The organism is Paenibacillus sp. 10L310, assembly GCF_056395745.1.
In genome coordinates this window covers 1-26,345 of sequence record NZ_JBFTKC010000012.1, presented here as the reverse complement: position 1 = coordinate 26,345, position 26,345 = coordinate 1, and the positions used below count along the sequence as shown (strand labels likewise).

21 protein-coding genes are annotated in these 26,345 nt (G+C 46.4%); 3 read left to right on the top strand and 18 right to left on the bottom strand.

What is annotated here, in order from left to right; all coding sequences use genetic code 11:
• Position 1: 1 nt before the first annotated feature.
• Together AC1DE7_RS22005 and AC1DE7_RS22000 are read right to left on the bottom strand one after the other, a co-directional pair.
• On the bottom strand, positions 2 to 2,104 hold the full coding sequence (locus AC1DE7_RS22005) for a sensor histidine kinase (protein WP_477535164.1): 2,103 nt from the start codon (positions 2,102 to 2,104) through the stop codon (positions 2 to 4).
• A gap of 304 nt (positions 2,105 to 2,408) precedes the next feature.
• The gene (locus AC1DE7_RS22000; protein ID WP_127550193.1) at positions 2,409 to 3,002 is read right to left on the bottom strand and encodes a hypothetical protein; all 594 of its coding nucleotides are present in this window, start codon (positions 3,000 to 3,002) and stop codon (positions 2,409 to 2,411) included.
• Positions 3,003 to 3,270: 268 nt separating this feature from the next.
• Between AC1DE7_RS22000 and AC1DE7_RS21995 the strand changes: the two genes are divergently transcribed.
• Positions 3,271 to 4,131: a GNAT family N-acetyltransferase gene (locus tag AC1DE7_RS21995; protein ID WP_477535163.1), complete on the top strand. Its 861-nt coding sequence runs from the start codon at positions 3,271 to 3,273 to the stop codon at positions 4,129 to 4,131.
• Between the two features lie 49 nt (positions 4,132 to 4,180).
• On the opposite strand, the gene AC1DE7_RS21990 is transcribed toward AC1DE7_RS21995, so the two are convergent.
• The 4 genes from AC1DE7_RS21990 to AC1DE7_RS21975 form a co-directional block, all read right to left on the bottom strand.
• Positions 4,181 to 4,735, bottom strand: coding sequence for a hypothetical protein (locus AC1DE7_RS21990; protein ID WP_339284849.1), 555 nt, complete (start codon positions 4,733 to 4,735; stop codon positions 4,181 to 4,183).
• A gap of 185 nt (positions 4,736 to 4,920) precedes the next feature.
• Positions 4,921 to 5,190 carry a CD3324 family protein gene (locus tag AC1DE7_RS21985; RefSeq protein ID WP_076252047.1) on the bottom strand — a complete coding sequence of 90 codons (270 nt, stop codon included), beginning with the start codon at positions 5,188 to 5,190 and terminating at the stop codon, positions 4,921 to 4,923.
• A 271-nt stretch (positions 5,191 to 5,461) separates the two neighbouring features.
• Positions 5,462 to 6,388, bottom strand: a complete 927-nt coding sequence (locus AC1DE7_RS21980) for an oxidoreductase (RefSeq protein WP_405158191.1) — start codon at positions 6,386 to 6,388, stop codon at positions 5,462 to 5,464.
• A gap of 60 nt (positions 6,389 to 6,448) precedes the next feature.
• Positions 6,449 to 7,357: a helix-turn-helix transcriptional regulator gene (locus AC1DE7_RS21975; RefSeq protein ID WP_477535162.1), complete on the bottom strand. Its 909-nt coding sequence runs from the start codon at positions 7,355 to 7,357 to the stop codon at positions 6,449 to 6,451.
• A gap of 69 nt (positions 7,358 to 7,426) precedes the next feature.
• On the opposite strand from AC1DE7_RS21975, the gene AC1DE7_RS21970 reads away from it, so the two are divergent.
• A complete protein-coding gene (locus AC1DE7_RS21970) occupies positions 7,427 to 7,993 on the top strand; it encodes a dihydrofolate reductase family protein (protein ID WP_036671789.1) in 567 nt (188 codons plus the stop codon).
• A 139-nt stretch (positions 7,994 to 8,132) separates the two neighbouring features.
• Here AC1DE7_RS21970 and AC1DE7_RS21965 read toward each other — a convergent pair whose 3' ends face one another.
• The 6 genes from AC1DE7_RS21965 to AC1DE7_RS21940 form a co-directional block, all read right to left on the bottom strand.
• Positions 8,133 to 9,257, bottom strand: a complete 1,125-nt coding sequence (locus AC1DE7_RS21965; RefSeq protein ID WP_477535161.1) for an SGNH/GDSL hydrolase family protein — start codon at positions 9,255 to 9,257, stop codon at positions 8,133 to 8,135.
• Between the two features lie 64 nt (positions 9,258 to 9,321).
• Positions 9,322 to 9,690 carry a DUF4180 domain-containing protein gene (locus tag AC1DE7_RS21960; RefSeq protein WP_036671793.1) on the bottom strand — a complete coding sequence of 123 codons (369 nt, stop codon included), beginning with the start codon at positions 9,688 to 9,690 and terminating at the stop codon, positions 9,322 to 9,324.
• A gap of 67 nt (positions 9,691 to 9,757) precedes the next feature.
• On the bottom strand, positions 9,758 to 10,651 hold the full coding sequence (locus tag AC1DE7_RS21955; protein WP_477535160.1) for a response regulator: 894 nt from the start codon (positions 10,649 to 10,651) through the stop codon (positions 9,758 to 9,760).
• Positions 10,623 to 11,942 (bottom strand): ATP-binding protein, encoded by a 1,320-nt coding sequence (locus AC1DE7_RS21950; RefSeq protein ID WP_477535159.1) that lies wholly within the window; start codon positions 11,940 to 11,942, stop codon positions 10,623 to 10,625. The genes AC1DE7_RS21955 and AC1DE7_RS21950 overlap by 29 nt, the downstream gene beginning before the upstream one ends.
• 168 nt (positions 11,943 to 12,110) lie before the next feature.
• Positions 12,111 to 15,248 (bottom strand): hybrid sensor histidine kinase/response regulator, encoded by a 3,138-nt coding sequence (locus tag AC1DE7_RS21945; RefSeq protein ID WP_477535158.1) that lies wholly within the window; start codon positions 15,246 to 15,248, stop codon positions 12,111 to 12,113.
• 3 nt (positions 15,249 to 15,251) lie between these two features.
• Complete coding sequence (locus AC1DE7_RS21940; protein ID WP_477535157.1) at positions 15,252 to 16,409, bottom strand: response regulator; 1,158 nt, start codon at positions 16,407 to 16,409, stop codon at positions 15,252 to 15,254.
• Positions 16,410 to 16,584: 175 nt separating this feature from the next.
• Between AC1DE7_RS21940 and AC1DE7_RS21935 the strand changes: the two genes are divergently transcribed.
• Positions 16,585 to 17,082 (top strand): DinB family protein, encoded by a 498-nt coding sequence (locus AC1DE7_RS21935; RefSeq protein ID WP_036671799.1) that lies wholly within the window; start codon positions 16,585 to 16,587, stop codon positions 17,080 to 17,082.
• 138 nt (positions 17,083 to 17,220) lie between these two features.
• On the opposite strand, the gene AC1DE7_RS21930 is transcribed toward AC1DE7_RS21935, so the two are convergent.
• The 6 genes from AC1DE7_RS21930 to AC1DE7_RS21905 form a co-directional block, all read right to left on the bottom strand.
• Complete coding sequence (locus AC1DE7_RS21930) at positions 17,221 to 18,171, bottom strand: SMI1/KNR4 family protein (RefSeq protein ID WP_477535156.1); 951 nt, start codon at positions 18,169 to 18,171, stop codon at positions 17,221 to 17,223.
• 211 nt (positions 18,172 to 18,382) lie between these two features.
• Complete coding sequence (locus tag AC1DE7_RS21925) at positions 18,383 to 18,892, bottom strand: hypothetical protein (protein ID WP_339284866.1); 510 nt, start codon at positions 18,890 to 18,892, stop codon at positions 18,383 to 18,385.
• Positions 18,893 to 18,924: 32 nt separating this feature from the next.
• A complete protein-coding gene (locus AC1DE7_RS21920) occupies positions 18,925 to 20,550 on the bottom strand; it encodes a rhamnogalacturonan lyase B N-terminal domain-containing protein (protein WP_282319829.1) in 1,626 nt (541 codons plus the stop codon).
• A 352-nt stretch (positions 20,551 to 20,902) separates the two neighbouring features.
• Entirely contained in the window at positions 20,903 to 21,775 is an 873-nt protein-coding gene (locus AC1DE7_RS21915; protein ID WP_477535155.1) for an AraC family transcriptional regulator, read from the bottom strand.
• A gap of 169 nt (positions 21,776 to 21,944) precedes the next feature.
• Entirely contained in the window at positions 21,945 to 24,053 is a 2,109-nt protein-coding gene (locus AC1DE7_RS21910; protein WP_405158200.1) for a TerD family protein, read from the bottom strand.
• 339 nt (positions 24,054 to 24,392) lie between these two features.
• Positions 24,393 to 26,345: S-layer homology domain-containing protein (locus AC1DE7_RS21905; RefSeq protein ID WP_477535154.1), on the bottom strand; the 1,953-nt coding region annotated here is incomplete at its 5' end.

Genomic DNA, 26,345 nt, shown 5'->3' with positions numbered 1-26,345 from the left:
ATCACCCCTTTCCTTCAATCACCGTACAAGGAAACGTTACATAGAATGTCGCCCCCATCTTGCCGTCGCTCTCCGCTCGAACCATGCCTCCGTGCGCTTGTACGATTTCCCTGCAAATTGCAAGCCCCAGTCCACTGCCCTCTATGCCCATTCCCGGCCGATCATATCTGTAATTACGTTCGAAGATTTGCTCAAGCTGATCCGGAGGAATCCCCATGCCAGAATCCTGTATGCTAATGGTCGCATAGCGAGCATGATTCATCACTTCCACAACTAGTGCAATACGCACCAGCCCCCCGCTGGAGGTGAACTTCATGGCGTTGGATACTAGATTAAATAAGGCCTGTTCTATTCTTTTCGCATCCATCTCGACAACTGGCAAAATAGATCGTCTATCCTCGGTATCTCCGATATCCAGTATGAAGTCTAATCCTGCGTCTCGCACTACCAACTCATATTGTTCAAAAAAACCATGCAAGAAAGGAATCATCTGAATCGGCTCCATTCGGTACGAGACCTGTCCGGTCTCCAAATGCGACAAGAAGGATAACTCCTCGATCATACGGTTAATCCTTATCGTGTTCTCCCGGATGTACTTCAGATATTGCTCATTGCGTTCCGGCTTGACCCTGTCCTGTATAGCTTCTACATATCCAAGCATGCTGGACAACGGCATACGCAGATCATGCGTAATATAAGCAAGAAGCTTCTTCCTCCCTTGCTCGGAGTGAAGCAGTCGGTCATACGAGGTTTGGAGATCATCATGCACTGTAGATAAGGCCTGTGTTCGCTCCTGAACGGTCTGTTCCAGATTCATATTCATTTCAATCAGCTTGTCATTAACGTCCTGTAATTCACGTGTAATTCTCTCTTCGTTCGATGCCGTCCTCGTAGATCGCGAAGACAGCAGAATCAGCTGCGCGATCGTAAATATCAATAAGCCAAGCGGAGATGTATTTCCAACTAGCGACCATCCGTTAAAATACAAAAAATCGTTGACAACCGTGACCAAAGTAACCACCGACACCAGCAGGAAGATCAGCGCTCCCTCCATACGTCGCACAGCCGCCTGAACCAGCCCGATCATCAGATAAATCATATGTAGAACTACCATCACACCGATTACCAGCAAAAATTTTGTATATATAATTGCAGGGGTTACCACTACAAGGATACAGAATGCACCAGTTACGATCCGGGTGCCAAGACGAAACCATCGCGACACATAATTCGGAAAAATACAATCAAAATACATGGTGATGATATAACCGCTGAGGCAAAGAATCAGATATTCGATCTTGAACTGCAATTCCCAAGGAAAATGAGGCAACCATTGTGTAAAGATAAGCTCGCCGTTGAACAAGGATCGAATACCAAGCAGTACAGTAAACAGGCCAAAATATAACGGAGCTTTATCCTTACGTCGCAGCATGAACAACAGCAGATTATACAAACCGATCACTAGCAAACTTGCCGTGATGAACATATCCCTGGCAAGATTCAGATTGGTCTTGGTCGTTAGTACGTTACTGCCACCCAGCTCGATATTCTTGGTAATGCCGCCCCGATGATGTTGGAAGTTGGAGACTTGCATGACCAGCTCTAACGTGTCGCTTTCAGGCTGAAAATACACCAGCTTTGTTTCCAGTTGCGGGGTCATGCTGTGCTTGTCCTGACCAACCTCACCAACTTCTGCCAGCAGCTCGCCATTGACCCATAATTTGTACGCATTAAAAATGCTAGGCAGCCGCAGAGCAAGCATCTCATCTCGATCCTGTTCGCTTAGATGAACGACCAGTCCAAAGGTTGCATAGCCTGTACCGCTCAGCCGCTGACCTTCTAACGGGTAGCCCAGCCAGGAGCTTGGGATGTTAATCCAGTGGTCCTGATTTCCTTCCCTTGCCGAACGAACCCGCATATCCTCAGGCGACAGCAGTTCTTGCCAATAGAACGCCCACTTCCCTGTTAGTTTTTGCGGATTCGTACTAAGTTGAGCCTGCGTTAAATCCAGAATACCTTCTTCACTTTGGAGTCTAGGAGAGTCCGGCGAAGAGAGGACGACATAGCCTGTAACCAAACCAACAACAGCAGCAATGATATACAACCAAACCTTACGAGAACCGACTCGGAGAATCTCCCTCATGATGAACCCAACCCCATTCTACAAGAGCGCAATAAGTAAGTTGATCATCCAAATAATATCATCATTACAGGAAATTTACCCTGCAAATTTCTAGCAGGAGTCAATAGCTAACATCACGATGAGACCCTTTTGGCGCGCACTTAGCTGGGCAAGCCACCACAAAAAAAGTACGCACTTTGAAGTGCATACTGATATGAAGGATCTTATTCGCAATGGATAATTCGAGCACAATCTGTATGTGCCAGATTCACAGGTGACTCATGCATTATAGTGAATTATTAATGATTTCTGTGAAGGGCTTCATGTTGTACGTATCATCCTGAATGCGCCATTCTCCCTGATCCTGCAAAAAGGTGATATCGCCCGATAGCGGAATGGACTTGAACTCCTTGCCGTTCTTGTCTGTAAATTTCAGATCAAGCGTGTATTCCACCAGAATCCAGTCGCTCTTGTTATCTTTGATCTTGGTTTGTATATTTTCAGGATGCAGTTTCGCTTGTTCGATGTGTGCAACCTGAAGAGGCAAGACAATATATCGATTAGCCATGTAAGCCTCATAATTCCTGGAGGTCAGGAATGGCTTCATCGTGTCTCCTTTGGCCAATAACCCTTCCATCTCTAACGTATCCCCATAGTCTTTGCCATCCACAGTGAGTTCTGTTGTCTTATACTCCAGTGACATTTCGAGCGCTTGTTGCTGCTCCTCCGCAGTCGCCTTCTGGTCCCCCGTATCACTTGGCTGTTCCGTTGCTGGTGGAGTGACGGGTTCCGTGCTTTCCGCTGGTTCAGATGATGTACATCCCATTAACATGGCGGCGGAAAGAAATAATATACCCATCACATATGCCAACTTGCGCATGGTTAATCCCTCCCTTTCTCGTCAGTATTACTCTCAATTATCCCTTCAATAGGATATAATGTCCAGTTATTGGGCGCATCTGAACAGACACCCAGTGAATTACATCCATTGGGTGTCATCTTCATCATAGATTGTGTTATAGTCATCGGGAAGTGATTTGGAGGAGATAATAATGATGATCAAAATTACAAATGGACCAACTCTCGAAGGACAGCGCCTGCGGGTCCAATAACTGCGTGTTTCCTTCAACAATGAAGGTGTGAAAGCTATGTCAACTTATCAAGTCGTTCCTATGGTCTATAATTCCAAGGAACAGATTGATGCTATTATTTTGCTCGAACAACAATGTAAACAGCTTGATTCGATTTATCTCAAGGCGGACCTTGACCATATCAGCAAAAAAGACGGGGACCATGCACTCCTCTGTTATCGTGATGGTGAATTGGTCGGACTTCTCAGTTGGTACCCTTCGGATGACGTAACCGGAAATATTAATGCCATCGTACATCCGCATTTTCGTCGCCAAGGTGTGTTTCTCCACTTACTGAAACGAGCCCTCCTAGACATGCAACCACAGGGAATCAACCAACTCAGTTATCGCGTTCCTCAGGGATTATCTCCGGGTGTTCATACTGCCCAATCCCTTGGAGCCATTTATGATCGTGCGGAGTACTCGATGCAACTTGTGAATGAAGTCCTTTCGGTTGTGGAGCCACCTGAACTAACGTTGTCCGTGGCAGAAACCGAGGATATGGAGTTTATGGTCACTTGCTCCTCCCAAGCCTTTGGAGATTCGGAGGACTGGACACGCGAGTACTTTATGCAAACGAATGAACCCAGCCGAGTCACCTATATTGCATGGCAGAATCAACTGCCTGTTGGGCTGGTACGGGTCAACTCCATTAATGCAACAACCGCATTTATTCATAACTTCTGTATCTTGCCTGCTTATCAGGGACAGAAACTGGGGCGCACTGCGCTTAGCATCCTGGTTGATCTCCTAAGGAAACATAGTTACACAGATATTCGCTTATCCGTTGTTACCGAGAACAAACGTGCTTTGAATCTGTACCGCAGTGTTGGTTTTGAAGTAAATTCTGAGTATCACTATTTCAACGGTAGTTTATAAAAGGCAGTAGAGAGAGATCGTTTTCCGCAAAGGGAGACGGTCTCTCTTTTTATATATTGGAGAATTGAAAAATCAATTTATAACCATCGAACGTTTGCCCGTACATCTCCCGATAGTTACCTTTGGTATAATTATTCACTGTTTTCCGCCAGAAAGATTGGCCAATCTTATTGTTCTCCGATGGATTGGTGAACAACTCCCAGTTTCCTCTAAACATGCCGAAGATCGTCGATGCCGCGTGTTCAGCAACGCCTACACCTCGAAATGGCTGCATCAGAAAGAAGTCATGTACAAAGAAATTCGTGCCTTGTGAACAATATGGCGGAGTAGCTATGAACGCAAAACCTGCCGGTATGCCATCCACAATCATAAGGAACGGATAAAGACACTCCGGTTTTTCCCACCAAATATTCTGTACATCATACTGATCCTGTAACGTTTTGTAATCAGGACTTGGCTCAAAAATGCCATGTTCGTTCGGGGTATGCTCTCCACCCAGACCATAATGTCCGGATAGATCATGAAGGTATAGCGGGTACATATTTTTAATCACATACGCCTCGTCTTTATTCGTTAATTTCACTTCTATATTCATATTATTCATATTCACCAACCTTACCAGATGATTTAAGGAGTTATTTTCAAGAACTCTCAACGCATATCCTTGTACCGTCAAATGAATTGTACGCGTAATTAACAACCTCGAATATGTAAAAAAGCTTTAATAACTATTCTTTATTCTTACAGGAAAAAGCCACATTCGATTGCTCGAACATGGCTTTTATAGTTTCATCCCTTTTTGCAATACACAATTTTCTTGATGCTATCGATGGATAAACAGTATTGGTCCGCAAGCTGATCGATGGTTGTTCCGGCAGCAAAAAGCTGGCGGATCTCGTCGTTCCGCTCCTGGACAACCCTTCTGCCACCCGAATTCTCGCCCCACTTCTTATGAGCATCCTTGGGCCTTGGAATATAGATCAGGCCTCCGGAGATATGACGCTGTATTTCTTTGAGTAATTCTTCCGGGAAGATTGTATCCGCATTAATATATTTCACGTTGCTCCACTCCTTAAAAGTTAAAATCTTTAAGGCAGCAGAGTCGTACGATGAACGCATTGGATATGCACTATAATGATATGGCGGAAGTGGATTTCAGGCTCTATGCAAACAACCGCCGTTGTTCATCACATGGACTCTGCATAGAGCGGGTCGTGAAACCTTTTATGAATCGAATCATGGTAGCCCCCCATTCAGTTAATCTTATTCGTGCTGAAGAACTTTTAACTGTCTATACCATAATAAGGTTTACTTTCCTTAATAGCAAAATCTACACGTTGAATCTGTAATATACCCCTGTTAATTCTTCTGATACGCTCCATAGCTTGTTTGAAATGTTAGCGTCATATAATTTTTCGATGATCTTAGCGCTCTTGGGATAGCCCTTGGTGCCGCCCATACCACTGGGAGCAATATACTCCCCTCCCGTGATCGTCGGATCTGCTGCAGCATATAAGGTAGGTAATGCCCCCATATGTGCCGGTTGACTAATGATTTTCAAAAGACTGCGCATGAATATATTGGTCTGTTTCCCCGAACCGAAGGAAAATAGATTGGTATGCGAAATTCCTGGATGAGCGGCGATACTCATGGAATCAATATGGGCGGAATTAAATTTATTCTGCAGCTCTCTCGCAAACATCAGATTGGCTAGCTTGCTTTGACTGTAGAACTTCATGGGATTATATCCTTTGGAGCCATCTAAATTATTAAAATCAATCGCACCATTATGAGCTGCCATACTACTTACAGTGACAACTCTCGATTTCGGAGTAGAGATCAATCGAGGCAATAGTAGACCCGTAAGCGCAAAATGGCCTAGATGATTACTACCAAACTGCAATTCAAAGCCATCTTTCGTCAACTGGAATGGAGGGTTCATAATTCCTGCATTATTAACGAGAATGGACAACGAATCGTATTGCTCAAGAAAAGCGGCTGCGAACTTACGGATACTAGCTAAATCGCTAAGGTCAAGCTGCATAACGATTACCTCTCCAGCTACATGCACAGACGACTTTATTTTATTAGCTGCCTTTTCACCTTTTTCCATATTACGAACTGCAATGATAACCTTTGCGCCTTTTTCAGCTAACGCTAATGCCGTTTCATACCCTAACCCGCCGTTCGAACCTGTCACAATCACTACTTTATCGGATACAGTCGGGATGATGTCTTTAGTCCAAACTTCGCTCATTTGTCTACACACCTTTCTTATCTCTTCCTTGATACCCTAATATCCAGCGTTTGAAAGCTCTTATCCCCCACCATACTGGCTTAAACTCCGTTCCAGCATCCCTCTAACCTGCTGCTGCAGTTCGAGCGGAGACACCACCTTCACTTCCGGCCCATAGGAGAGTAACTTTCGTGCTGTAAAAGAAAACTCTTCAGGCGGAATCAGTCCGCGCCACTCATGGCCTTCAACTGACTTGAACAACACATCTGACGCAGCAATCCTTGCTCCAAATTCCGTGAATTGCAGCACCACTTCTACGCTTGCTCTATCTTCTTTGGCAGCTAGCCATGCCTTTAGACTTGGAACAGATTTATCCACTGATTCCATAACAACCAACTGCTGCATGCGATCCACCCGATACAACAATACACGATCCTTCTTCCGGGCTGGCATGTACCAATGTCCCTGCTCATAGTAGATGCCATAGGGAAAGACCTGGACTTTTTTAGGACCACTGCGGGCATGATACATAAATTCGATTTCTCTCTTTTCTACCGCTGCACCCAATATCTCGGTTGTTAAAGGCTCGGAATGCCCACCAGGGTGTTGGACAAAGGTGATATGCTCTCTCATTCGCATAATGAGATCCTGTACATCTTTGGGCAAAGTAGAGAAGTATTGCTCAGCCAGATGCTCACGCATTGATCCATATGGAAAATCCGGTACTTGCTGTAGATATTCCAGCATCATAAACAGCCCTAATGCCTCCTGCTGTGTCAGTTGAAGGGGTGGCAAAATCCGATTGGGCAACACCCGGTATCCTCCGTTCACGCCAACTTCTGTGTACAAAGGGAAACCCAGCGCCTGCAATGCATCCAGATCTCGCTGGATCGTACGAATCGATACGTCGAACCGTTCTGCCAATTCCCGGGCAGTGAACTTTTGTCTGGAATCCATCAGGCGCATGATCGCCAATTTCCGATGATTCATGAATTCAACATCCTAACTACGTCAACTTTTGTCATAGTTAAAGTGTATCATACATTTTAGAAGGGAGCGATGAACATGTCTGATAACAAAACAATTTTGTACATTGCTATGAGTTTGGATGGATATATCGCAAGACTGGACGGTTCGGTCGATTGGTTATTTGATGTGGAGGGTGATGGTGGAGACAACGGGTATGCTGCATTTTATAAAACAATCGGTAGCGTTGTTATGGGACGTTATACGTATGAAGAGGTGCTCACACTTTCCGAAGAATTTCCCTATGCGGATCGCCCAACGTATGTGCTTTCCCGCTCGGAACAGCCGCCCGCTCCGCATGTACAGTTTACAACCGAGGAGGTAGATACGCTCATTCCCCGGTTAAAACAAACTTCTGATGGAGATGTGTGGATTGTGGGTGGCGGCATATTGGTTCAAGCTGTGTTAGCAAAAAAATTACTGGACGAGATTGAAGTCGCCATCATTCCCAAGATTCTTGGCGAAGGCATCCCCTTATTCCCGACAGGCACTGTGCCAAGTCAATTCAAAATGGTCCGAACCCAGACGCTCGGACAGATCATTTCGATTCGTTATGAGGTACAGAACAGCGGCACAGCGGATACAGCTTCGAATGTCTAGATAAGTAGAAAGGGAAAAGACCATTCTTATGATGAAGGGACCTCATCAAGTTAGACACCATCTAACCATTGGGGTACCCGTTCATGAAAGAGTGGTCTTTCCATTACCATGTATCAAGTATCAAGTATCAAGTATCAAGTTATCCTATCATTCCTCGTACATATTCCGCTAACACCTCTGCCGTCCTACGGTGAGATAACTCGCCTGGATGGGTGCGCGCACCTACCGTCTCTTCGGTTGTATCAGGAAGCTGGATGATTGAGACCTTGCGGTCTCCTGTCCCCTTTGTATACGCATCAACTGCGCGGTAGATGGCAGGCATCATGGGAAAACCAAGCATGCCATAAGCCCATACGAGTTGTGCATCTGGATTGTTTTTCCGAAGTTTGAACAGGAACCGTTCCACCGCTTTCTCAAAAGCAACCAGATCTTCTTCATGATACGTACCATCTTCGTTCAAACGCTGCTTGTACACCTTGCCCGTGTCGGGGTCTTTCCACTCCGGTGACTGAAATGCACCCCCATCATTGCTGCCCAGGTTCACGACTACCACATCCGGCTGCCAGGAACTAAAATCATGCTGATCTCCTGCGCCTAGCGCATCGTTACGTTCACCAGTAAGCAAGCCACAGACCTTTTCGTAATACTCGGGGATGTTCCCTTTTGGATTGTTATCCCAACTTGTCAGCACACCCCAGCCACTTTGCGAGATGACCCGATACTCCGCATTCAATGCCTCTGCTGTCATAAACGTATAATTATGTATGGCGCTGAACCACATCGGAATCCAATCTTCCTCCGCTTTCGCTCCAATCGCACCTTCGCCAGATGTAATACTGTCACCAATGAACTCGATCTTGTACGTTTTTTCCTGCACAGGCAGGAACGCTCCATCCGATTTCACCGCATGAATCTGCAAGGAACAACCCGGGTCACCACTCATCGCTTGAACATCCTTAACGATCCGAACATTCTTCACCACATTCGCGTTCATACCTCGGAATACACAGACCCAGTACCTTCCCGCCGTTAACATCTGTCTGCTCACCGAAACACCATTGATCAGAATGCTGATCCATGACTCATACATGTCATACTGCGACTCTACTTCAACCCATAGTTCGGAGCCCTGTACATTGAGTTCAACTGCACTCCCCGTCCAAAATAACGTCAACGGCGATCGCTCTCCAGTTGTTCTGCCATGCACTTTAAGATTTCCGATCTCAGGCAGAGCATATACCTTTAAATTCTCATTAGATATCACGGTGCAAACCTCCTACGTTTGGCTCAGATTATAAGCAGGCTCTCTACATGCCTCGGTTGTACGCTTAACTGATATTATGCAACTTTTGAAGCGCTTCATCTTTGTTTTTCAAAAAGAAAACATGCTTGCCATTGTTACACTCATAGATGAAATCTCTCAGGCTCTTGCTGTTATGTCCTTCGAAATCTCCCACAATAGCAAGCTTAACATGATAGTTCACGTACTTCTGCAAAATCTCACCTGCAAGCTTGGTTTTCAGTTCGAAGAACTCTTCCGTGATGTTCGATTTGTCGATAATGAGCTTATCGGCATCATCGCTATACCTTACCGAAGCCATCAAATCCAGTGCATCTTGAGCATTGTTGATGACGATACCATCACTTTCAATAATGGCGACCTTGGAATTGCCTTGCTGATCAATAGTTATGTTCATTTCACTTTCTCCTCTCCTGGACATCGGCTTTTGGTTAAGAGATAACATATCTCAGTTATTCAGTTGTTCAATTATTCATCTTTTCAAGCGTCTCCATATAGAACACATGCAGGAACTTTTTGATATTAACCTTGCCTTTGTCGCCTGCCTGATCTTCTTCCATGGCTCTCATCTTCATTCGAACATCCTGGAAGTCGAAGTACAGGGGAGCATAATGCTCAAACTTGTGGTTGCTATAATCGGTGAGTCCAATCGAGGCCATGTTTGTTAACGCGCCAATTACCGTTCTGCGAATGCGTTGTTCCATCGCCTTGCTCTCTTTCTCCACGTCTTTGGGCGTAGACTTATAAGTCTGGGCAACCGCTTCATAGGACTCCTTCAGCGGCGGCCACTCCGCGACCTGCTTCTGATCAATCGCATACTCCATGAGCGCAATGATGTCCTTGCTACCACTTTCTCCGATAATCCCCAGATCCATTAGAATGCTTCTTGCCGCATCTCGCACCGTACGACCTTGAGCAGGGGCTGGCGCTTCCACCAGATTCAGTCGGGCCATCGACTGCTTGATCTCCAGCACGTAACGTTCATACTTCCACTGGTCATTCACTTTGCTGAGCACATGCTCCACTTCCACCCGATTAATCGGTTTATGAATGAAGAATTCAATGCCGTTCTGGTAGGCCTCCCCTACCATCTCCTTGTTCTCCACCTGAGAGATCATGATGAATTTCCCGGTATAACCGCCGTGCTTCAGCTTCGCTACCGTCTCAATTCCGTCCTGATCCGGCATCAGCAGATCAATCAGCACCACATCGGGACGAAGATCCATGATCATCCGTGCTCCTTCTATGCCGCCCTCAGCCATACCCGCAAGCTCGCCGATTCCACAGGATTCAATGATATCATGCAACATGCTCCGACTCACCACATCATCATCCACGATCATGATAGAAAGTGTCATCGACATCGGCCCCCTTTATTAAATTCATCTTGGGAATAGCTATACGAAATGTACTCCCTCTCGCTCCCAGAGGCGCCGATTCCACTGTGATCTGTCCCGTCAACGACTGAACGATATCACGTACATGGGACAGGCCAATGCCTGTCGCGGCAATGCCAACTTCATTGAACTTCGTTGTGTACCCCGGTTCAAAGATGACATCCCATTTGGCTTCGGGTACGCCTTTTCCAGAATCCATCACAACGAAATACACGTTTTCTTCCTGCTCATATATACGAATTCGAATCGTCCCATCATGCTCAATCGCCTCTACCGCATTGGCAATCAGGTTATTCATTACCGTGAGAAGAGGAATGTAATACGGAGACTCACAATCATACTGTTGCTCAATATCGATCTCGACCTGCTTATGAAGCATTTCGCTATATTTTCGGTTTGCTTTGCTGGCAAAGTTCAGTACTTCAGATAGGCTCATGTTAACCGCTTTTTCGTTATCATACAGCTTCAGCAGACCCGCTAGAATACGTTGTGAATCCTTCTTTACTTCATGAATCTGCTGAGCGATGCCCAGCGTGCGCTGACTATATTGATTCATGTCCTGCTCCCGAAGATCGCGATATAGATCATAGCTGTCAGCCGTAATGCCTTCGATCGTATTCATCGCTTTCTTCAGGTAAAAGACCTCGCTATACAGACCCGAGTTCACACTCAGCATCTGCTCCATCCGCTTCTCCTGCTCTGCATGTAAGAGCCGCATCTGCCTCACCGCAATGCTGTTATATAGCCCAATCACAAAGTAACTTCGCAGACCACCTACCACAAGCAGATACAACCATTCCTTCATATAAAAGATATTGGTCCCGCTTAACATTCCGCGAAAAAGCAGCTCAACAAGATTAGAGGAGAAATCGATACATGTAATTAACCCGCCGAGCAGAAGAGGCTGCATCTCATGGAATCGATGCTTGAATTTGCTAAGCCCATAGGCAAAGACCACATAATACACACCTGCCCCCAGATTGTCCCGCATGCTTTCCAGTATGGACACGCTCTGTACATGATTGATGAGATCTGCTGACTGAAACAGCAAATTCGCGATGCCTGTCAGGATTCCTGTCTTCACATAAGACAAGTGTGGCATGATCATCAGCAGAAATAAAAGGATGCTAACCCCCAGCCCGATTCGGAAGTAATCTTCCCGGAACGGATTTATCTTGAATTGCGCCCCTACCGCAGTGGTAAAGGCAATGGCCGTCATCTGCACATTCTCATTTTTGACCCAATTGCGCATCGATCTCTTCACCCACTATAACAACGTTTAGCGCCCAATGCCGGAACCCGCGCTTCTAATGTTAAATATACTAACATATGAAAGAAGCATTAGAAATAATTAAAATTAGGGAATGAACACGCAAGTAAAACAAAAAGGCCGGAAGTTTTCACTTCTGCGGCCTTTTCCTTATATCTCATCCGGAATATCAAATGACACCATCGTGCCCTCACCCGGCTCACTTACGATCGATAATCCCTGACCATAACGTTGTAGCAATCTGCGGTTTGTATTCACAATGCCTATTCCGCCTTTTCCACCTGGCGTAGCATGTAGCAGCTCTGCAACCTTCTCCGGTTCGATGCCTTTGCCATTATCCTTCACCTCAATACGGGTATAACCCTCATGACGAGTGATCGATAGGCATAACGTACCGCCTACATTGCGGCTTAATAGTCCGTGTCTGACGGCATTTTCAATCAAAGGCTGAATGGATAGCGGTGGGAGAAGCAACGGAAGGTCCGGCTCTACGTTTAATACCACCGACAATCGATCTTCAAATCGTGTTTTTTCAATAAAAAGATAGGCTTCAACGAGTTCCAGCTCATATGATAATTTCACCAGTTCCCCTGTGTTGAGATAGTTGAAGCTGATCCGTAAATAGGATGAAAAAGCATCGCCAAGCTTCCGCATATGCTCTGTATCAATATCACTTAAAACCATAAGTGAATTCAACGTATTAAACAGGAAGTGAGGCTGAATCTGAGCCTGTAAATACGCGGCCTCCATGCGCAGGCGCTCTTGGATAGACTGATTTAGCATGGTCAATGCACGTATCCGATATTTCAGTTCCACCGCATCTACAGGCTTCGTGACATAATCATTGGCGCCCGATGCAAACCCCGTGTAGATATCTGGCGGCTGACTTCGTGCCGTCAACAGCAGCACAGGAAGCTCAGACATCGAGAATTGTTCCCTCACCTTCTGGGTTAACTCATATCCGGACATATTGGGCATCATCACATCTGTAATGAGCAGATCCCACTGACGTGTGCCGAGCAATTCCATCGCTTCCTGACCCGAACCCGCTGTAGTTATATCATATGGTTCCGTCGAAAGAATGCTGACCAACACATCCAGATTCACCGGATCATCATCCACAGCCAGAATGGTAGCTCTCCCCTCTTTTAACAACGGGGCCATCTCTGCTGTCGCCAAGGCTTCCACGTCCCCCATACCTTGGCGGGGTAACAGGAATCCGCTAGGTGCATCTTCCATCATCTCGGCGGCCTGTTCCCATATCAGGGGAAGTTGTGACTGACCCTGATCGGCGGCTTCATCCGCGAGTGGCAGATCGAAGCTGAATACCGAGCCCTTTCCGAGTTCCGAGTGAACCGTAAGTGCCCCGTCGTGCAGTTCTACGAGCTCTTTGCAGATGTTCAGTCCAAGCCCGATGCCTTGTCCATCACTGATTCCATACGACCCTTGTTCATACGGGAGGAAAATGCGCATCCGTGTATCCTCATCCATGCCAATGCCTGTATCCGTCACATGAATCAGAGCATGTCCTTCACGAATTTCGGCACTTACGGATATCGTTCCTTCCTCTGTATGTTTAAGCGCGTTATGCAGTAGATTATACAAAATCTGAACAAGCCTTTCTTCATCAGCCATGACCTGAGGGAACGATTCTGGAATCTCCATATGAAGGCAAACCGGTTTTCGTTCTGCCATGAATTGCAGCATGGCGATAACGCCAGGCACAACCGACTGTATGGAAAGAGGCCCCTGACGTAACTCAATGCGGTGCTCCTTCAGCCGGACTACATCCAGTAGATCACCAAGGAGATGTGACATCCGTCGACCGATCGTAATCAGCAACTCCATATCCTCCAGGCTCCGTTCATCCAACCTGTTTTTCTCTCGGGTGATCACGTTGTGAGCGATGTTAATGATCCCGTGCAACGGGGTCCGCAGTTCATGCGATGTATTCGCCAAGAACTGATCTTTAATTTTGTCGCCCTTCTGCAGCTCTGTATTCAGCTTCATATTCTCCCTGACATTCCTGAAGTATTTCTTGAACCAATAGGCAGAGAAGCCCGTAATCGCAAAGATGATGTCGATAGGATAATAGACAGTTGTCACATCTTTGGCTGTCTCGGCCACACTCCATATCAGGTTGGATGTAATGCCTCCTGCAGTAAGCAGCAGAAAAACAATATCCCGGTCCGCCTGTTTCCTGAAGATCATCGTTCCGACGATGTATAGAAACCAGATCATGGAGACAAGAAAGAATAGGTTAATGACGTTGTAATGGATCATGGCATATGTAATATGAATGGGCATCACCACAATCACGGCCGTATAGATCAAGGTCATGACAACATGCCACTGTAGCCATGCCTTTCGTACATGAACCATCGTTAATCTCTGGAATAACAGAAGGATACAAGCATTTTGCAGCAACAATGAGATCAATCGAATTTTAATTCCCCAGGTATAATTAATTGGAAGCCATAACATCAATATATTGTCATGACCCATCGTAACCGTGATGCCAACAGATAAAGTTAATACGGCTCCAACCAGCAAGGAACGTTCCTGTCGATTAAATGCGTAAAGAATACAGGCATACATGCCGTGGAGGAGCATAACCAGAAAGGTGAGCATCTGAAAACCAATGGAATACCAACGCGAAAAATCAACAGCTGCCTGTGAACCAAAGCGAACAGGTTTGCTAATTCCGCCCATATAGGGGCTGTCGTAATTGGCTACGCGTATCAATAACTCAATGGAGGTTGTTCCTTCCTGATCGTAGGTCGCTGTATATGAAGTGCTTCTGGGTATATATGTACTGCTATCCGTGGAGACCTCACCCATGCCCCCGTCCGCGTCTCCATTCATCTCAACCTCGGATGAACTTCGGATTCCCTTGAACCAGAAGGTTACCGGATTCTGAAGTGGATCTGTCAAAATGCGCAATCGATACGTTCCGTATCCGAACGAACTCTCTTGTTCCTGACTCTGTCCACTCATCCAGTCCCCAGGGACCTGAACGGTCTTCGCACCGCCATTCCTCTTCGCAATATCTTGTTGGGTCAGCAACTCATCCGGGTAAAGTTCCCATTCCCCATTCAAGTACATGACAGGGGACTGATCCAGATCCACATCTCTCAAATCAAGCACCCCGTTAACGGCGCGATGCTCATCTACTGTGTGGAATAGCTCAGACCATACCGAGCGCATGCCAATTAACAATGCAAAAATGATCAGCATAATGAACAAATATCTGTAACGGTCCATACGTTTCGTTTGAAGTAATTTCATTAATTATTTTTTCATGACTTTGGTTAAACCGAGCTTCCAGTCCTGATACCATTCGGTAATATCCTCACTGATCGGTATCTCCAAATCTTGCTCCATTCTGGTGGTTAAGAGACGATACTGCTCCTCCACACCGAGATCGTTGTCCATTTCATCATATAACTTCATTAGCATAAAATAACTTTCTTCTTCGTCCGGAAGCATATGCTGGATACGTTGTGTACTCTCGACCACTTTCTCCGCCAGCCCATGCTGCTGGTAATACAGACTTAGTTGTCTCATATGATACAGCCACAGATAGCGTAATCTTTCCCGCTCAGGTTCAGCCCACATGTATTCATAATTGCCAAGATAGGTACCCTTATATAGATGAAGCGCTTGCTCATAGGCATGAACGGTACTTGCGTCTACGACTTTCCATTGCCTGATTTCCCGTTCCCACTGCTCACTATCCAACTGAGCCTCACCCAATTCGAGTCGATAACCTGCCTCCAGGTGTCCACTCTGAATCGTGATCATATTCATATTGCAAGTTTTCAGGGTTTGGCGGACATGATAAATCGCAGTGTAGAGTTGGTGTGCAGTCTTCTCCTCTTCCATTCCCGGCCACAGAAGCTCCAGCAGAACACTGCGATGGACGACCTGGTTCCGGTGGTGAAGCAAGTATGCAAACAACTCCTGCGCCTTGCTTGTACGCCATTTGGCCACCTGAACATCCTTGCCTGGAAGCTTAAACTGAATCTGGTTAAAACAGCAAATTATAGGTACGTTTGTATCCTTTGACCGCTGCTCGCGTTTTACGCTCAGTTTCTCTCTTACGCGGCTTACCGTCTGCTTCAATCGATCCTTTTGGATGGGCTTCATCACATAGTCCAAAGCCTGTAGTTCGAAAGCATGCACCGCATATTGATCGTAACTGGTCACAAATATAATTTCGGTGCCCGGTGTTGCCGCCTGAATCTGTCTTCCCAGATCCATACCATCCATCTCCGGCATATGAATATCCAGAAATACAACATCAGGACGGTGCTCCACAATACCCGCCACAGCCTCTGTTGGATTCATATATGTAGCGATAATTTCAATGCCGCTTACTTCTTTTTCTAGTGATTTTTGAAGGCCTATCAACGCTAGACGTTCGTCGTCAACCAATATCACTTTCACAGGAGCTTCCTCCTCGACCCTGAGGTCTTGAGATTTATTTTCACTATTATATCATAGGCATTTTAAGTATTTAGCGTTCTTCGTTACCCATTTTTAATTTTTAGCAATTTAATTGTATAATACTAAATAGAAGACGGGTTATCAGATCCGGTCTTGGAAGAGAGGAAGGTACCATATGTCAGATGTTAATCAAAGCTTTGGGCAAGCCCTTGTCAAATCATTAGTGGGGGAACGCGGTCATATCCGCATCGCCCGTGCTCTACCCGATATCGATGTCACACTTGCTGCTCGTACGCACGATGCCATGCCATATACGATCTATCAGTTGGTGAAGCACATGCATTATTGGCAACAATTCATGCTCGAACACTTGGAAGGACGCAAGCCACAGCTCCCTGCTAACGTGAGTGAAAGCTGGCCTGAAGAGAAGGGTCCACAGGACGAAGCGACGTGGAAGGCAGATATTCAGGCATTCTTGGATGGAGTTGATCAAGCCGTAGCCATTGCAGAAACTGCACAATTAGATGATCCACTGCTCTATTTCCCGGGTGAAACTAAAGCAGGACTTCTGCGCAATATCGCCTCCCATAACTCGTACCATCTAGGGGAGATTGTTCTGCTGCGTCGCTTCTACGGCGCATGGCCGCCTCCAGGTGGCGGATATCCGGCGTAAACCGGAAAGATTCCGATAGAACGAAAGCAAGCCGCAAGGGAATGTATCTCCCTCGCGGCTTGTATTGTTTTTACCATACTCTACATTGTCTAGTTAGCACTAGTATAGAGGCGCTTCAACACAATGATATTATTCATACTAGACTTCTGGAGTCATCAGCCCTTGGATAAACGTCTCAAAGTTCGGTGCCAGCGGAATGATCTCTTTGGGATTCTCCCTCTTCACATAAACGACCTCAGGTTCTCCATCATTACCGAATGAACGATAATCGAGCATGACAACCCCCGACTCCGAAGGAGATACCGCGATGACCACACCAATCTCCGGATAACCTTCACGTTCAATCAAATTCCAGCTACCTTGAATACCCGCTAGTGTGCGAGGCTTCTCACGGCCAATGCCCAGTATACCTTCAATTTCAACATAATCCGTAGCTCCCGTATCTGTGTTCGCCACAGGGAAATAACGATTGTACGGAATACCGCCGTTATGTAGCTTCATCATCTCAATGTAGGAAGCCGGCAGTCGGAACACCAATTGCTCCTCCACAGAGTCAATGAGACCATCACTTGGCGGATTGGACACATAATGCTCCAGTGCCTGCTCACTATCGTTCCAGAATTCGCCTGATTCCGGTCTGGGAACCGTTGGAAGGGTCGCTGCAACGTCAACGGGTACACGGAATTCTTCACTAGCCTCTGGATCCGTTTCAACTTCAGATTCAGATTCGGATGGCTCCTCCATTTTGTTTCGAATCCATTCCAGAAACTCCAGCGTATCTTCATCCTCAGGCTCCAATTGATCCGCTCTTTCGAACGCTTGCTGGGCATGCGCATATTGCTCCAGATAATAATAAGCCAGTCCAATCCGATAATGCCAAAGTGGGTCGCCTGTGCCCTCTTTAGCAACCGTCAGGAATTGTTCAACCGCTTCTTCATACCTTTCCAGGTTATTTAGCGCTCTTCCCAAATGGTTAACCAGCTCATAATCCCTTTCTTCCACAGGAATTGCTTGAATTGCATCTACAATTTCCTGAAACTCATCTTCTTCATGCCACTCTTGCAATTGAACCAACAGATCGTCTCTCATTCTCTTTTCCTCCCCGTTCATTCACTCATGATTACGTATTGAAAATTATACCACTATCCGGATCACCATCTCCAGCAATGGACTGCCTGCAAATTTAAATCAAATAGGTGTCATCCAAGTTCATTCAGACGACTTGGATGACACCCACTATGTTTGATCATGCAACTCGGACTACTTTACCTAAGAATCATTGGCAGAAAATTAATAATATTTATGTGTCGTCCTCGTTGTTCGGGACTGAATAAGGCCTACTTTCTGGATCACCTGCTGTCTGGACGTACCATTCCGTATACTCTGCTGCACCTGTGTCGGAATCTGATTCCGTCGGTTTACACGTAAACTGATAGGCTGTCACATCATTACCACGAACGGTAATTGTAATCGCCAGTTCCGGATCGCCCCAACTCGGATTTTCGTCCTTATACTCTCCATTGACTACTTCATTTTGAAATGATGGGCTGGTCATGAAATCTCGGGTCTGAACAAACAGACGTCCTACCTCATTTTCTCCCAACTGCTTTTTCACAATGTAGGCAAATTCCACCCGTGGAGTGGAATAACGAATCTTCGTCTCTCGAATTTTCGGAAACTCCTGCTTGATGTTTTGCTTATACGCCTTAATTGAAGCAGATGAAACATTAGAATAGGAAGTACATCCCATTAAGAAAATAATCAACCCTATGAAGACCGGTACCATCCAATATGTTTTATTACGGATCATATCTTCACCTGCTCTTACATTGCATTCTTCATTCAATTCAGCAATTCAACACAATCGTAGACCCAGCCTGCACTTAACCAGTTACCTAAGTCACTTGAACCGCTGATTGGCGTAATCGTGATGGTATTAGAACCATTCACGAAATAGGATGCTGGAACATTCCAGCTAAAGGTTGTGTTGTTCCCACGATACGTACCAATGGTGAAGCTACGAGAATTGGGCTGTGAAGATGCAGCAGGATTGGTTAAAGCATGTCCATTAACCGTTACACTCGGTCTGCCATTATTGTAAGCTGCCGTAATACCGATGTTGAGCGTATGAGAAGATGCCGCTTGAGATGCATTCAAATTAAACGTTATTGTGGTTGGAGAATTCTGACCACGGAACTGGATTGCCGGGAATCGATTGGTCGCGCTGCCGGTAGCATAGGTGACAGGTCCCCAGCTTGGGTTGCGACTATCGGAAGGGTGACGGATCGGAATCGTCTGTCCATTCAGCAACTCCCGTGGTGTACCATCCCAGTTGCCGATTCGCCAGATGTTAGAGGCTTTACTTGGGTCATTGTTGATCGTACGTGTATTCAGTGTCGTCGTTTGCCCTGCCGTGACATTAACCGTTTCCGTATATACGGCCAGTTCTCCCTTATAAGCTGTCATAGTGTACGTGCCCGGGATCATGCTGTATTTGGCGGCCGCCCCACTTGAAGACGTCCCCACCCAATACTGGGCATTGCTATTAGCGAACCCAATTGTGTAAGCATATCCTGTATCCATCCCGGAGAGGCCATTAAGCACTACGTTCCCCCGACTGGATACCCAACCCTGCAGATTCAGACCAGACATCCAGCTGAAATCGGGTACACTTGGCGTACCTCCGGTTGTAAAGATCAAAGCGTACGGCCCATGTAGACCCAGGCGCCAATTCTCCGTCTGTGCATGTCCCGAGTTCATATAGTTATATACTTCCGTCTCTGTTCCACTTTGGAACTGGATGTCGCGGAAGAATGGACCACCAGAGCTTTTTTCCCGATTGCCGTAGGCCATAAATACACCGACGCCATTCCCCGTAACTCCACGAACGGATAAATCTTTGGCCTGATCATTACCATAATATTTGGAGGCCGACTGTCCATTGGCAAACCCGAACACATCCTGACTTTCAATCGCTCCGGTGTTACCCCTGTTGTTTGAATTCGCCGGAACACCTGTCAAAACACTACCATTACCACGGAAAATGTATCGCAGCTCCCCGATCGAAGGTTGAGCCGTGATATGCGTGGCCATGTATATGATATTCTCCCCACCACGTGAAGCATAATAGTGAGTTAGTGTGCTTGTGGATACCGTAATTAACACGGTTGATCCTGAAGGAGAGGTATTCCACGTCACATTGGCAGAGGAGCCCAAACCTGAGCCGATATGTGATCCTTTGTTGCTGTTCAGCTCTGTACCGTTCATTTTGGCCGATATAATATCCCCATTGGTTTTGTTCACCACATAGACTAATCCTGATCCGGTGTTTACTTCAATTCTGGAGCCGTTATCGGTCACATTAATGGTTGCCGCGTGTCCAGTAGATGCAGGGTATACAACAGCTGTTGCGATCATAACGATGATTAAAAACAAACCAAGCGCCTTTCTCACTATACTTTTGGTCATGAGTAATTCCCTCCTTGGAACTCATTTAATAAAGCGCTTACATAATAATGTATAATAACTGACACTTCCGTCTCATATCGATATGTCTGCTATGTGAGCCCGTCCATAATCAATGGAATGTTTATGTCTGCGTGCGTATAGAATAGAGTCATCACTTCATGTAAACCTGATCTCGCCACCCCCTTTTTAAATCACTCTTCTACATCCAAGTATTCTTACAATTCCAATAAAATAATACCATTATATTACATATATTTGCAATGAAAACGGCTCGTACATCCGATAGCAAATTCTGAAAACAAAAACGCAGCTTCAAAAAGCTGCGCCCGCAGATACTAAGCTAGAGACAGTATCATCTCTTCCGAATAGGTATCCATATCTCACTTCTATATTGCTCTACAGTAACATCCTTGTGCTCATTCCATAACATTTCCGGGCCCTCACTCAGCTCATAGTCCGATGAAGGAAACCATTCCGCGTAGATCCGGCCCCACACCTCCTGAAGCGTACCAGGAAACGGACCCACCACGGTAAATACAGCCCACGTCGAAGCAGGAACCTCCAGGTGTTCCAGTCCTTCAGGCGTCTCTTTTGTCGTAGCTGCACCAATGTAATGATCCAGTTCTCCCTGTTCGGCCATCCGTCCCTCACTGAAATGGGCTGAAGCACTGATTAAGCCCAGAGGTTGGACGTTTGATGCCCCCTTGATCGTATCAATCAATTCCGGTGTAAGACTCTGGTACATCGCCGCAATCTCCGGATTTACTCCGTGAAATACAATCGGCACCCTTTTACGAATACCCACGATTCGAAACGCCTCTTTATCTTCAATGCGGTAGTTCATTTCGCTTCCTCCTTGAATAGTCAGTTGAAATGTCATCCGTGGGAAGGCTTTAAGAGATGGACCATGGTTTCGCGCTTCGGAGGGCGTAGTGCCATGCATGCTTTGAAAAGCACGCGAGAAAGAATCCGGCGATGTATACCCGTATTTTAGTGCAATATCAATGATTTTGCTGTCACTATGGCTTAACTCCATGGCTGCAAATGTCAAGCGGCGACGTCGAATATATTCCGAGAGTGTTACACCACTAAGAAAAGAGAACATGCGTGTAAAATGATACTCCGAGCAGCAGGCAATCCGGGAAATCTCCTTCATGTCCACGACATCCATCAGATGCTCCTCAATATAATTCAAGGCTTCATTTAACCGCCTCAGCGTATCCATATCATCCCTCCCATGTTAATTTAAGCTTAGCAAAGTCATTCTCTTTGCATCCGACATTACCTGCACCATTCTGTAGGCTCTTTGCATTTAAACCAGAAAAAAAGAGCAGCATCAGCTACTCTTTTCTAACCTTGATATTCACATATCACCAGTAGTCAAGTCAAACAGGTCAAACCAGATACTCCGCCATAATCTGCTCGATATCATAGGGTGTAATACCTTGATCGACCGAATAGATTGTATCCGCCTGATCCATTGTATCCACCAGCTCTCCTCTAGCTTTGGCATGGAGCATGAACAAGTCATGCAGATCGGGTTTGCGTAAAGTCGTTAGTGCTTTGCCCATCAGGACCATACCTTTTTGATTGCCTTCCACATTATTGTAGTAATCCGGATGGCTTGTCAGCGCCAGGTCTGTCCAGATGACGGTACGTTCAACCAGGTCCATAATGACAGGGATCGCAATCTGCGTATCCGCGGTAATATCGATTTTGTTCGCTACGGTAGACGGTTCGAAAATCTCGCCAGACCCCGGCTTCTTCCGCATCATCCACCCTACAAAACATTCCGGCAGATCACAATACGGATGACTGGTGAACGAAAGCAGTGTTGCCACCACATATCGTCCACCATAAGCCACGATGGATGGAATATGCAGATCAATAAACTCACTTGCTCCGTTAGGTGCAGTCACGATATCTCCGCTATGGACAGCCTTATAGTTAGAGGATCGCAGATTCGTATAGGAAATATGCTCCACATAGTTCCAGTCCTTATCGTACATCACCGCAGACAAGTCAATGTCCACACGCCCTGTAGACTTTCCATCCACGTCCCCCTCTCTCCACCAGTTGAAGAAACGAATGGTATCACCCTCTGCCATCGGCACACGGCTTCCACGAACGATAGTATGCAGAGCCTTGCTCGCCGATCTCTGGGAAAAGGGCACCAGATAATCATGAAGCTGCGGATCGACATAAGTCTTTCCAAGCGGGGCAAGGGCAGCGAAGCGCTCTACCAATGCCTGTTCGCACAATTGCACGACATTCTGACACGTGGCTTCATTGATCTCTGGCAGCTCATTCGGAACAGCAAAAGCTTTGGCTACATTGCCTTTCGGGAAAAAGACACGCAAATCCTGCGGTTCATTACGGTGGGCAAAATGCTGTCTTACCTGCAATAACACCGGGGTAGATACTTGCTCCAGTACCTCACCAAATGCCAGCAGTACATACGCTTCATCTTCGGTCATCCGCAGCAAGTGATCCAATCTTCTCGCAAATTCACCTGGATGCTGTGACAACAGATCAATCAGACTCCAGACATTCCGATATTGGAAGGCAAGCTCCACACTTCCGTTGAAGGTCGAGTAAGGCTTATTATTACGCAAAATATCAAAGGCTTCTTCGCATCGCGGATACCGAAGCTTATATTCCGAAGGATGCAGAATTTCGCCAAGGCGAATCCAGCGATCTTTATAGCGGAGCATATCCTCCGTCATGGAGCCACACTGCTCCAATAATCCGAGCAAAAGGCGTCTCTCGCGGCGTTTGAATTTCCGGAAGGGAGAAGCCGCAGCGAGGCTAACATCACCATCGGACCAGGCAACAGCCAGACGCAGGACATCACTTGCCGTTTTGAAATACGGACCGATCCGGTCGATGTTCGCTTTTTCATGCTTCAACAGCGAGGCGACCACAAAGCCCACATTTTCTTTGAACGGAATCTCAGTGGGTAATAGCGCATCCACGTCTTCCGGGTCTGCATGCTCCAATACCGTGTCGATATCGGCCTTGTCTGTTTCCGAGATGGAACCTTTTGCTTCAATGATCTGACGGATGAGTGTCTGGAATGCTTGCTGGTTTCCCAGTCCAATGACTTTCAAGTCCGTCTTCTCCAGCAAAGGCATTCGCTCCACAGATGGTTGATCCGGATAGACCACAGTCAGGTTGGTCAGATAATGAATAATCGCATTGAGATATAACTCGGCCTCATCTGCTTGCATCACCTGCATTGGGAATCCTGCATACATCGGTGTGTACTTCACATGTGCGCCGACCATGACTCTTAGATCAGCCACCAGTTGAATATATGTTGCTTCAAATTGTTCCTTGGACAGCTGCCGCATCGCCTGCATTAGCTCATCCGAGAAGGTGTATCCGAGTGCTTCAATATTTTTGAGGACAGTCGCCAGATATGTCTTCGGCAACTGTTGCTTCCCTTCGTTTGATTCGATAATGAGTTTGTTTGCTCTGCGCAAATAGATTGTATTGTTCATGATAAAAGAGTCCAGGAAAGCCACATCCCTATATAACGTGAAAGGTTAGGGTTAGAAGGAAGGAAGGTGATAGCCTGGACGCCTCCTCTCTGAAATAAAATCTTCAGGAGAGCTGCGACCCTATGATCTCCAATGATTGTAGAAGGAAGGATCGCAATAGCCTGAAGGCCAGCAGTTCAAAGTTTGTCGCCCGAACCTCTGGTGAACCCATCATCTCAGATTCCACGATCTGCCAACAGGGCGAAAGTATTACGACATGAATTTAAGAATTTAATAAAAATAAAAAAAAGCCTTTGCCGACCCCCAATGTCAGCAAAGGCTTTTCATTTTAAATTGTGTTTATTGATCAATCAAGTTTGTTACTTTCAACATTCTTGCAATCAATGCAGTGACCTCGGCACGAGTCATCGTGGTCTTCGGACTCAGCACCTCCGGCCCATTACCTTGGATGATCCCCGCTGCAATCAACTGGGCTACATCTTCTTTGGCCCAATTCGATACATCCGCTGCATCACTGTAACGTTCCAGTTCTGAGTTCATCTGATCCGGGCTAATTGCCGCTTCCGGTTCAATCAGACGGTAGGCACGAGCAACCATAGCAAATCCTTGCTCACGTGTGATCTCCTGATTACCGTTGAAGTTCCCATTATCGTAACCGCGAACGATACCGAATTCGTTTGCAAGGGCTACCGCAGAGCGGAACCATGCCGAATCGTTAACGTCAGGGAATAGATTCTGTGGTGCATCCTGACGCATTAAGCCCAGTCCAAGCACAACAATCTCGGCAAACTCAGAACGAGTAACCTGACGGTTCGGTGAGAATGTGTTATCTCCGTTACCCTGCAAATCCAGTCTTGCAGCAATGTTGTTCACATCAATTTTACCCCAATGGGATCTGGCATCTTCAAAATCCTGCGGGTTCCAGATGACCGAGTAACTTCCGCTGCTACGCAAGTCATTAATGAGTGCGTAGTAACGACTACTGATCTTAGTGACAACCGTTGGTACATGGAAGATGCTACCGTCCGGATTAATGATTACGCCTGTAGTAATCCGGTTCGGATCGATACCTTCCGGAAGTGCAATATACTTCGGTGCATAACCGTTCAGCTGGCCGGATCGCACGGTCTGTCCATCTTTCGTAAACGTCAGATCCAGATCAACCGGTGTGACAAGTAGCTCGTATCCTTGGGATGCGGCTCTTGTCTCAGCGCTGTCAATCAAAGCATCCGAGGAACGTGCGATATCAACATGGACATCAATATCATTCAACGCTGCATTACCAAGCTGTCTGGACACACCATTCACGTCCATTTTACCGCCAGGTACCGGATAGATTGCCAGCGGATTGCTAATGTTTAGTTTGGAACCTTGATCCACCAATTGTTTCAGTGTATCGAGGGTTAAACCGTCCACCTTCATATCCCCATCATTCGGTGAATGAATGGCGAACTGCTGGCCTGTGCCTTGTGACATGGCAACATTCAGCTTGGCTGGATCAACTTGAACCAATGTTTCTTTGTTGTCAGATGGTTTGGATGTAGCAAATGGTTGATGGTTACCATCCCGAGTTGTTTCCAAATTATCCTTCACGGGTGCCGGAGTTGGCGTTGGTACTGGCGCAGGTGTAGGTGCTGGTGCTGGTGTACTTCCGCCGTTACCTCCCGTATTTCCACCGCCGCCATTGTTGCCTCCACCATTGTTACCATTGTCACTGGATGCTCTAGTCACGTTGATTTTATACGCCGTAACATTTCCAAGTGAATCGGTTACTCTAACAACGATCTTATTCCCACCGACTTGAAGCGGTAGATTCTCACTTACACTGCCACTTGAAACCTCGTTCCATTCTCCATCTCCAACAGCTATTTCAATCTTCGCATGTGGATCAAGTGCCGTTGGCGTGAGCTGGAATTGATATACGCTATTCGGCACAGAGATGGTGTACGTGTCTTTCGCCGGATCAAAAGCCGGAGACAAGCTTCCCACCGAAGGGACCAGCGTCTGCAACGTAGATGCATCTGTACCAATTACTTTGGTAAGTCCCGTTCTTGCATCAGTCAGATCCAAAAGTGCCTTGTCTACCTGCGCTTGAGTCGCTGTCGGTTCATTCAACACTCGATTTGCTTCGTTCCTTGCCTCTTCCAGTGCTTCCCAGCTCGCTGGTGTGTACGCTGACTCTTCCAGGCTTTCACCTGTAATTTCAGTTACTTTCGCTTGCAAAGCTGATTTATCTACAACAGGTACAGATGTTGTAGGGATTAAGCCCGTTCTTGCATCAGTCAGATCCAA

Bases quoted from the DNA above. Each gene is read 5' to 3' on its own strand.
- AC1DE7_RS21915 (WP_477535155.1), bottom strand. From the start codon at position 21,775: ATGGATACGCTGAGGCGGTTAAATGAAGCCTTGAATTATATTGAGGAG.
- AC1DE7_RS21935 (WP_036671799.1), top strand. From the start codon at position 16,585: ATGTCAGATGTTAATCAAAGCTTTGGGCAAGCCCTTGTCAAATCATTA.
- AC1DE7_RS22000 (WP_127550193.1), bottom strand. From the start codon at position 3,002: ATGCGCAAGTTGGCATATGTGATGGGTATATTATTTCTTTCCGCCGCC.
- AC1DE7_RS21960 (WP_036671793.1), bottom strand. From the start codon at position 9,690: ATGAACATAACTATTGATCAGCAAGGCAATTCCAAGGTCGCCATTATT.
- AC1DE7_RS21925 (WP_339284866.1), bottom strand. From the start codon at position 18,892: ATGATCCGTAATAAAACATATTGGATGGTACCGGTCTTCATAGGGTTG.
- AC1DE7_RS21990 (WP_339284849.1), bottom strand. From the start codon at position 4,735: ATGAATAATATGAATATAGAAGTGAAATTAACGAATAAAGACGAGGCG.
- AC1DE7_RS21975 (WP_477535162.1), bottom strand. From the start codon at position 7,357: ATGAATCATCGGAAATTGGCGATCATGCGCCTGATGGATTCCAGACAA.
- AC1DE7_RS21980 (WP_405158191.1), bottom strand. From the start codon at position 6,388: ATGAGCGAAGTTTGGACTAAAGACATCATCCCGACTGTATCCGATAAA.
- AC1DE7_RS21970 (WP_036671789.1), top strand. From the start codon at position 7,427: ATGAACATGTCTGATAACAAAACAATTTTGTACATTGCTATGAGTTTG.
- AC1DE7_RS21920 (WP_282319829.1), bottom strand. From the start codon at position 20,550: ATGACCAAAAGTATAGTGAGAAAGGCGCTTGGTTTGTTTTTAATCATC.
- AC1DE7_RS21950 (WP_477535159.1), bottom strand. From the start codon at position 11,942: ATGCGCAATTGGGTCAAAAATGAGAATGTGCAGATGACGGCCATTGCC.
- AC1DE7_RS21955 (WP_477535160.1), bottom strand. From the start codon at position 10,651: ATGACACTTTCTATCATGATCGTGGATGATGATGTGGTGAGTCGGAGC.
- AC1DE7_RS21910 (WP_405158200.1), bottom strand. From the start codon at position 24,053: ATGAACAATACAATCTATTTGCGCAGAGCAAACAAACTCATTATCGAA.
- AC1DE7_RS21995 (WP_477535163.1), top strand. From the start codon at position 3,271: ATGTCAACTTATCAAGTCGTTCCTATGGTCTATAATTCCAAGGAACAG.
- AC1DE7_RS21930 (WP_477535156.1), bottom strand. From the start codon at position 18,171: ATGAGAGACGATCTGTTGGTTCAATTGCAAGAGTGGCATGAAGAAGAT.
- AC1DE7_RS21945 (WP_477535158.1), bottom strand. From the start codon at position 15,248: ATGAAATTACTTCAAACGAAACGTATGGACCGTTACAGATATTTGTTC.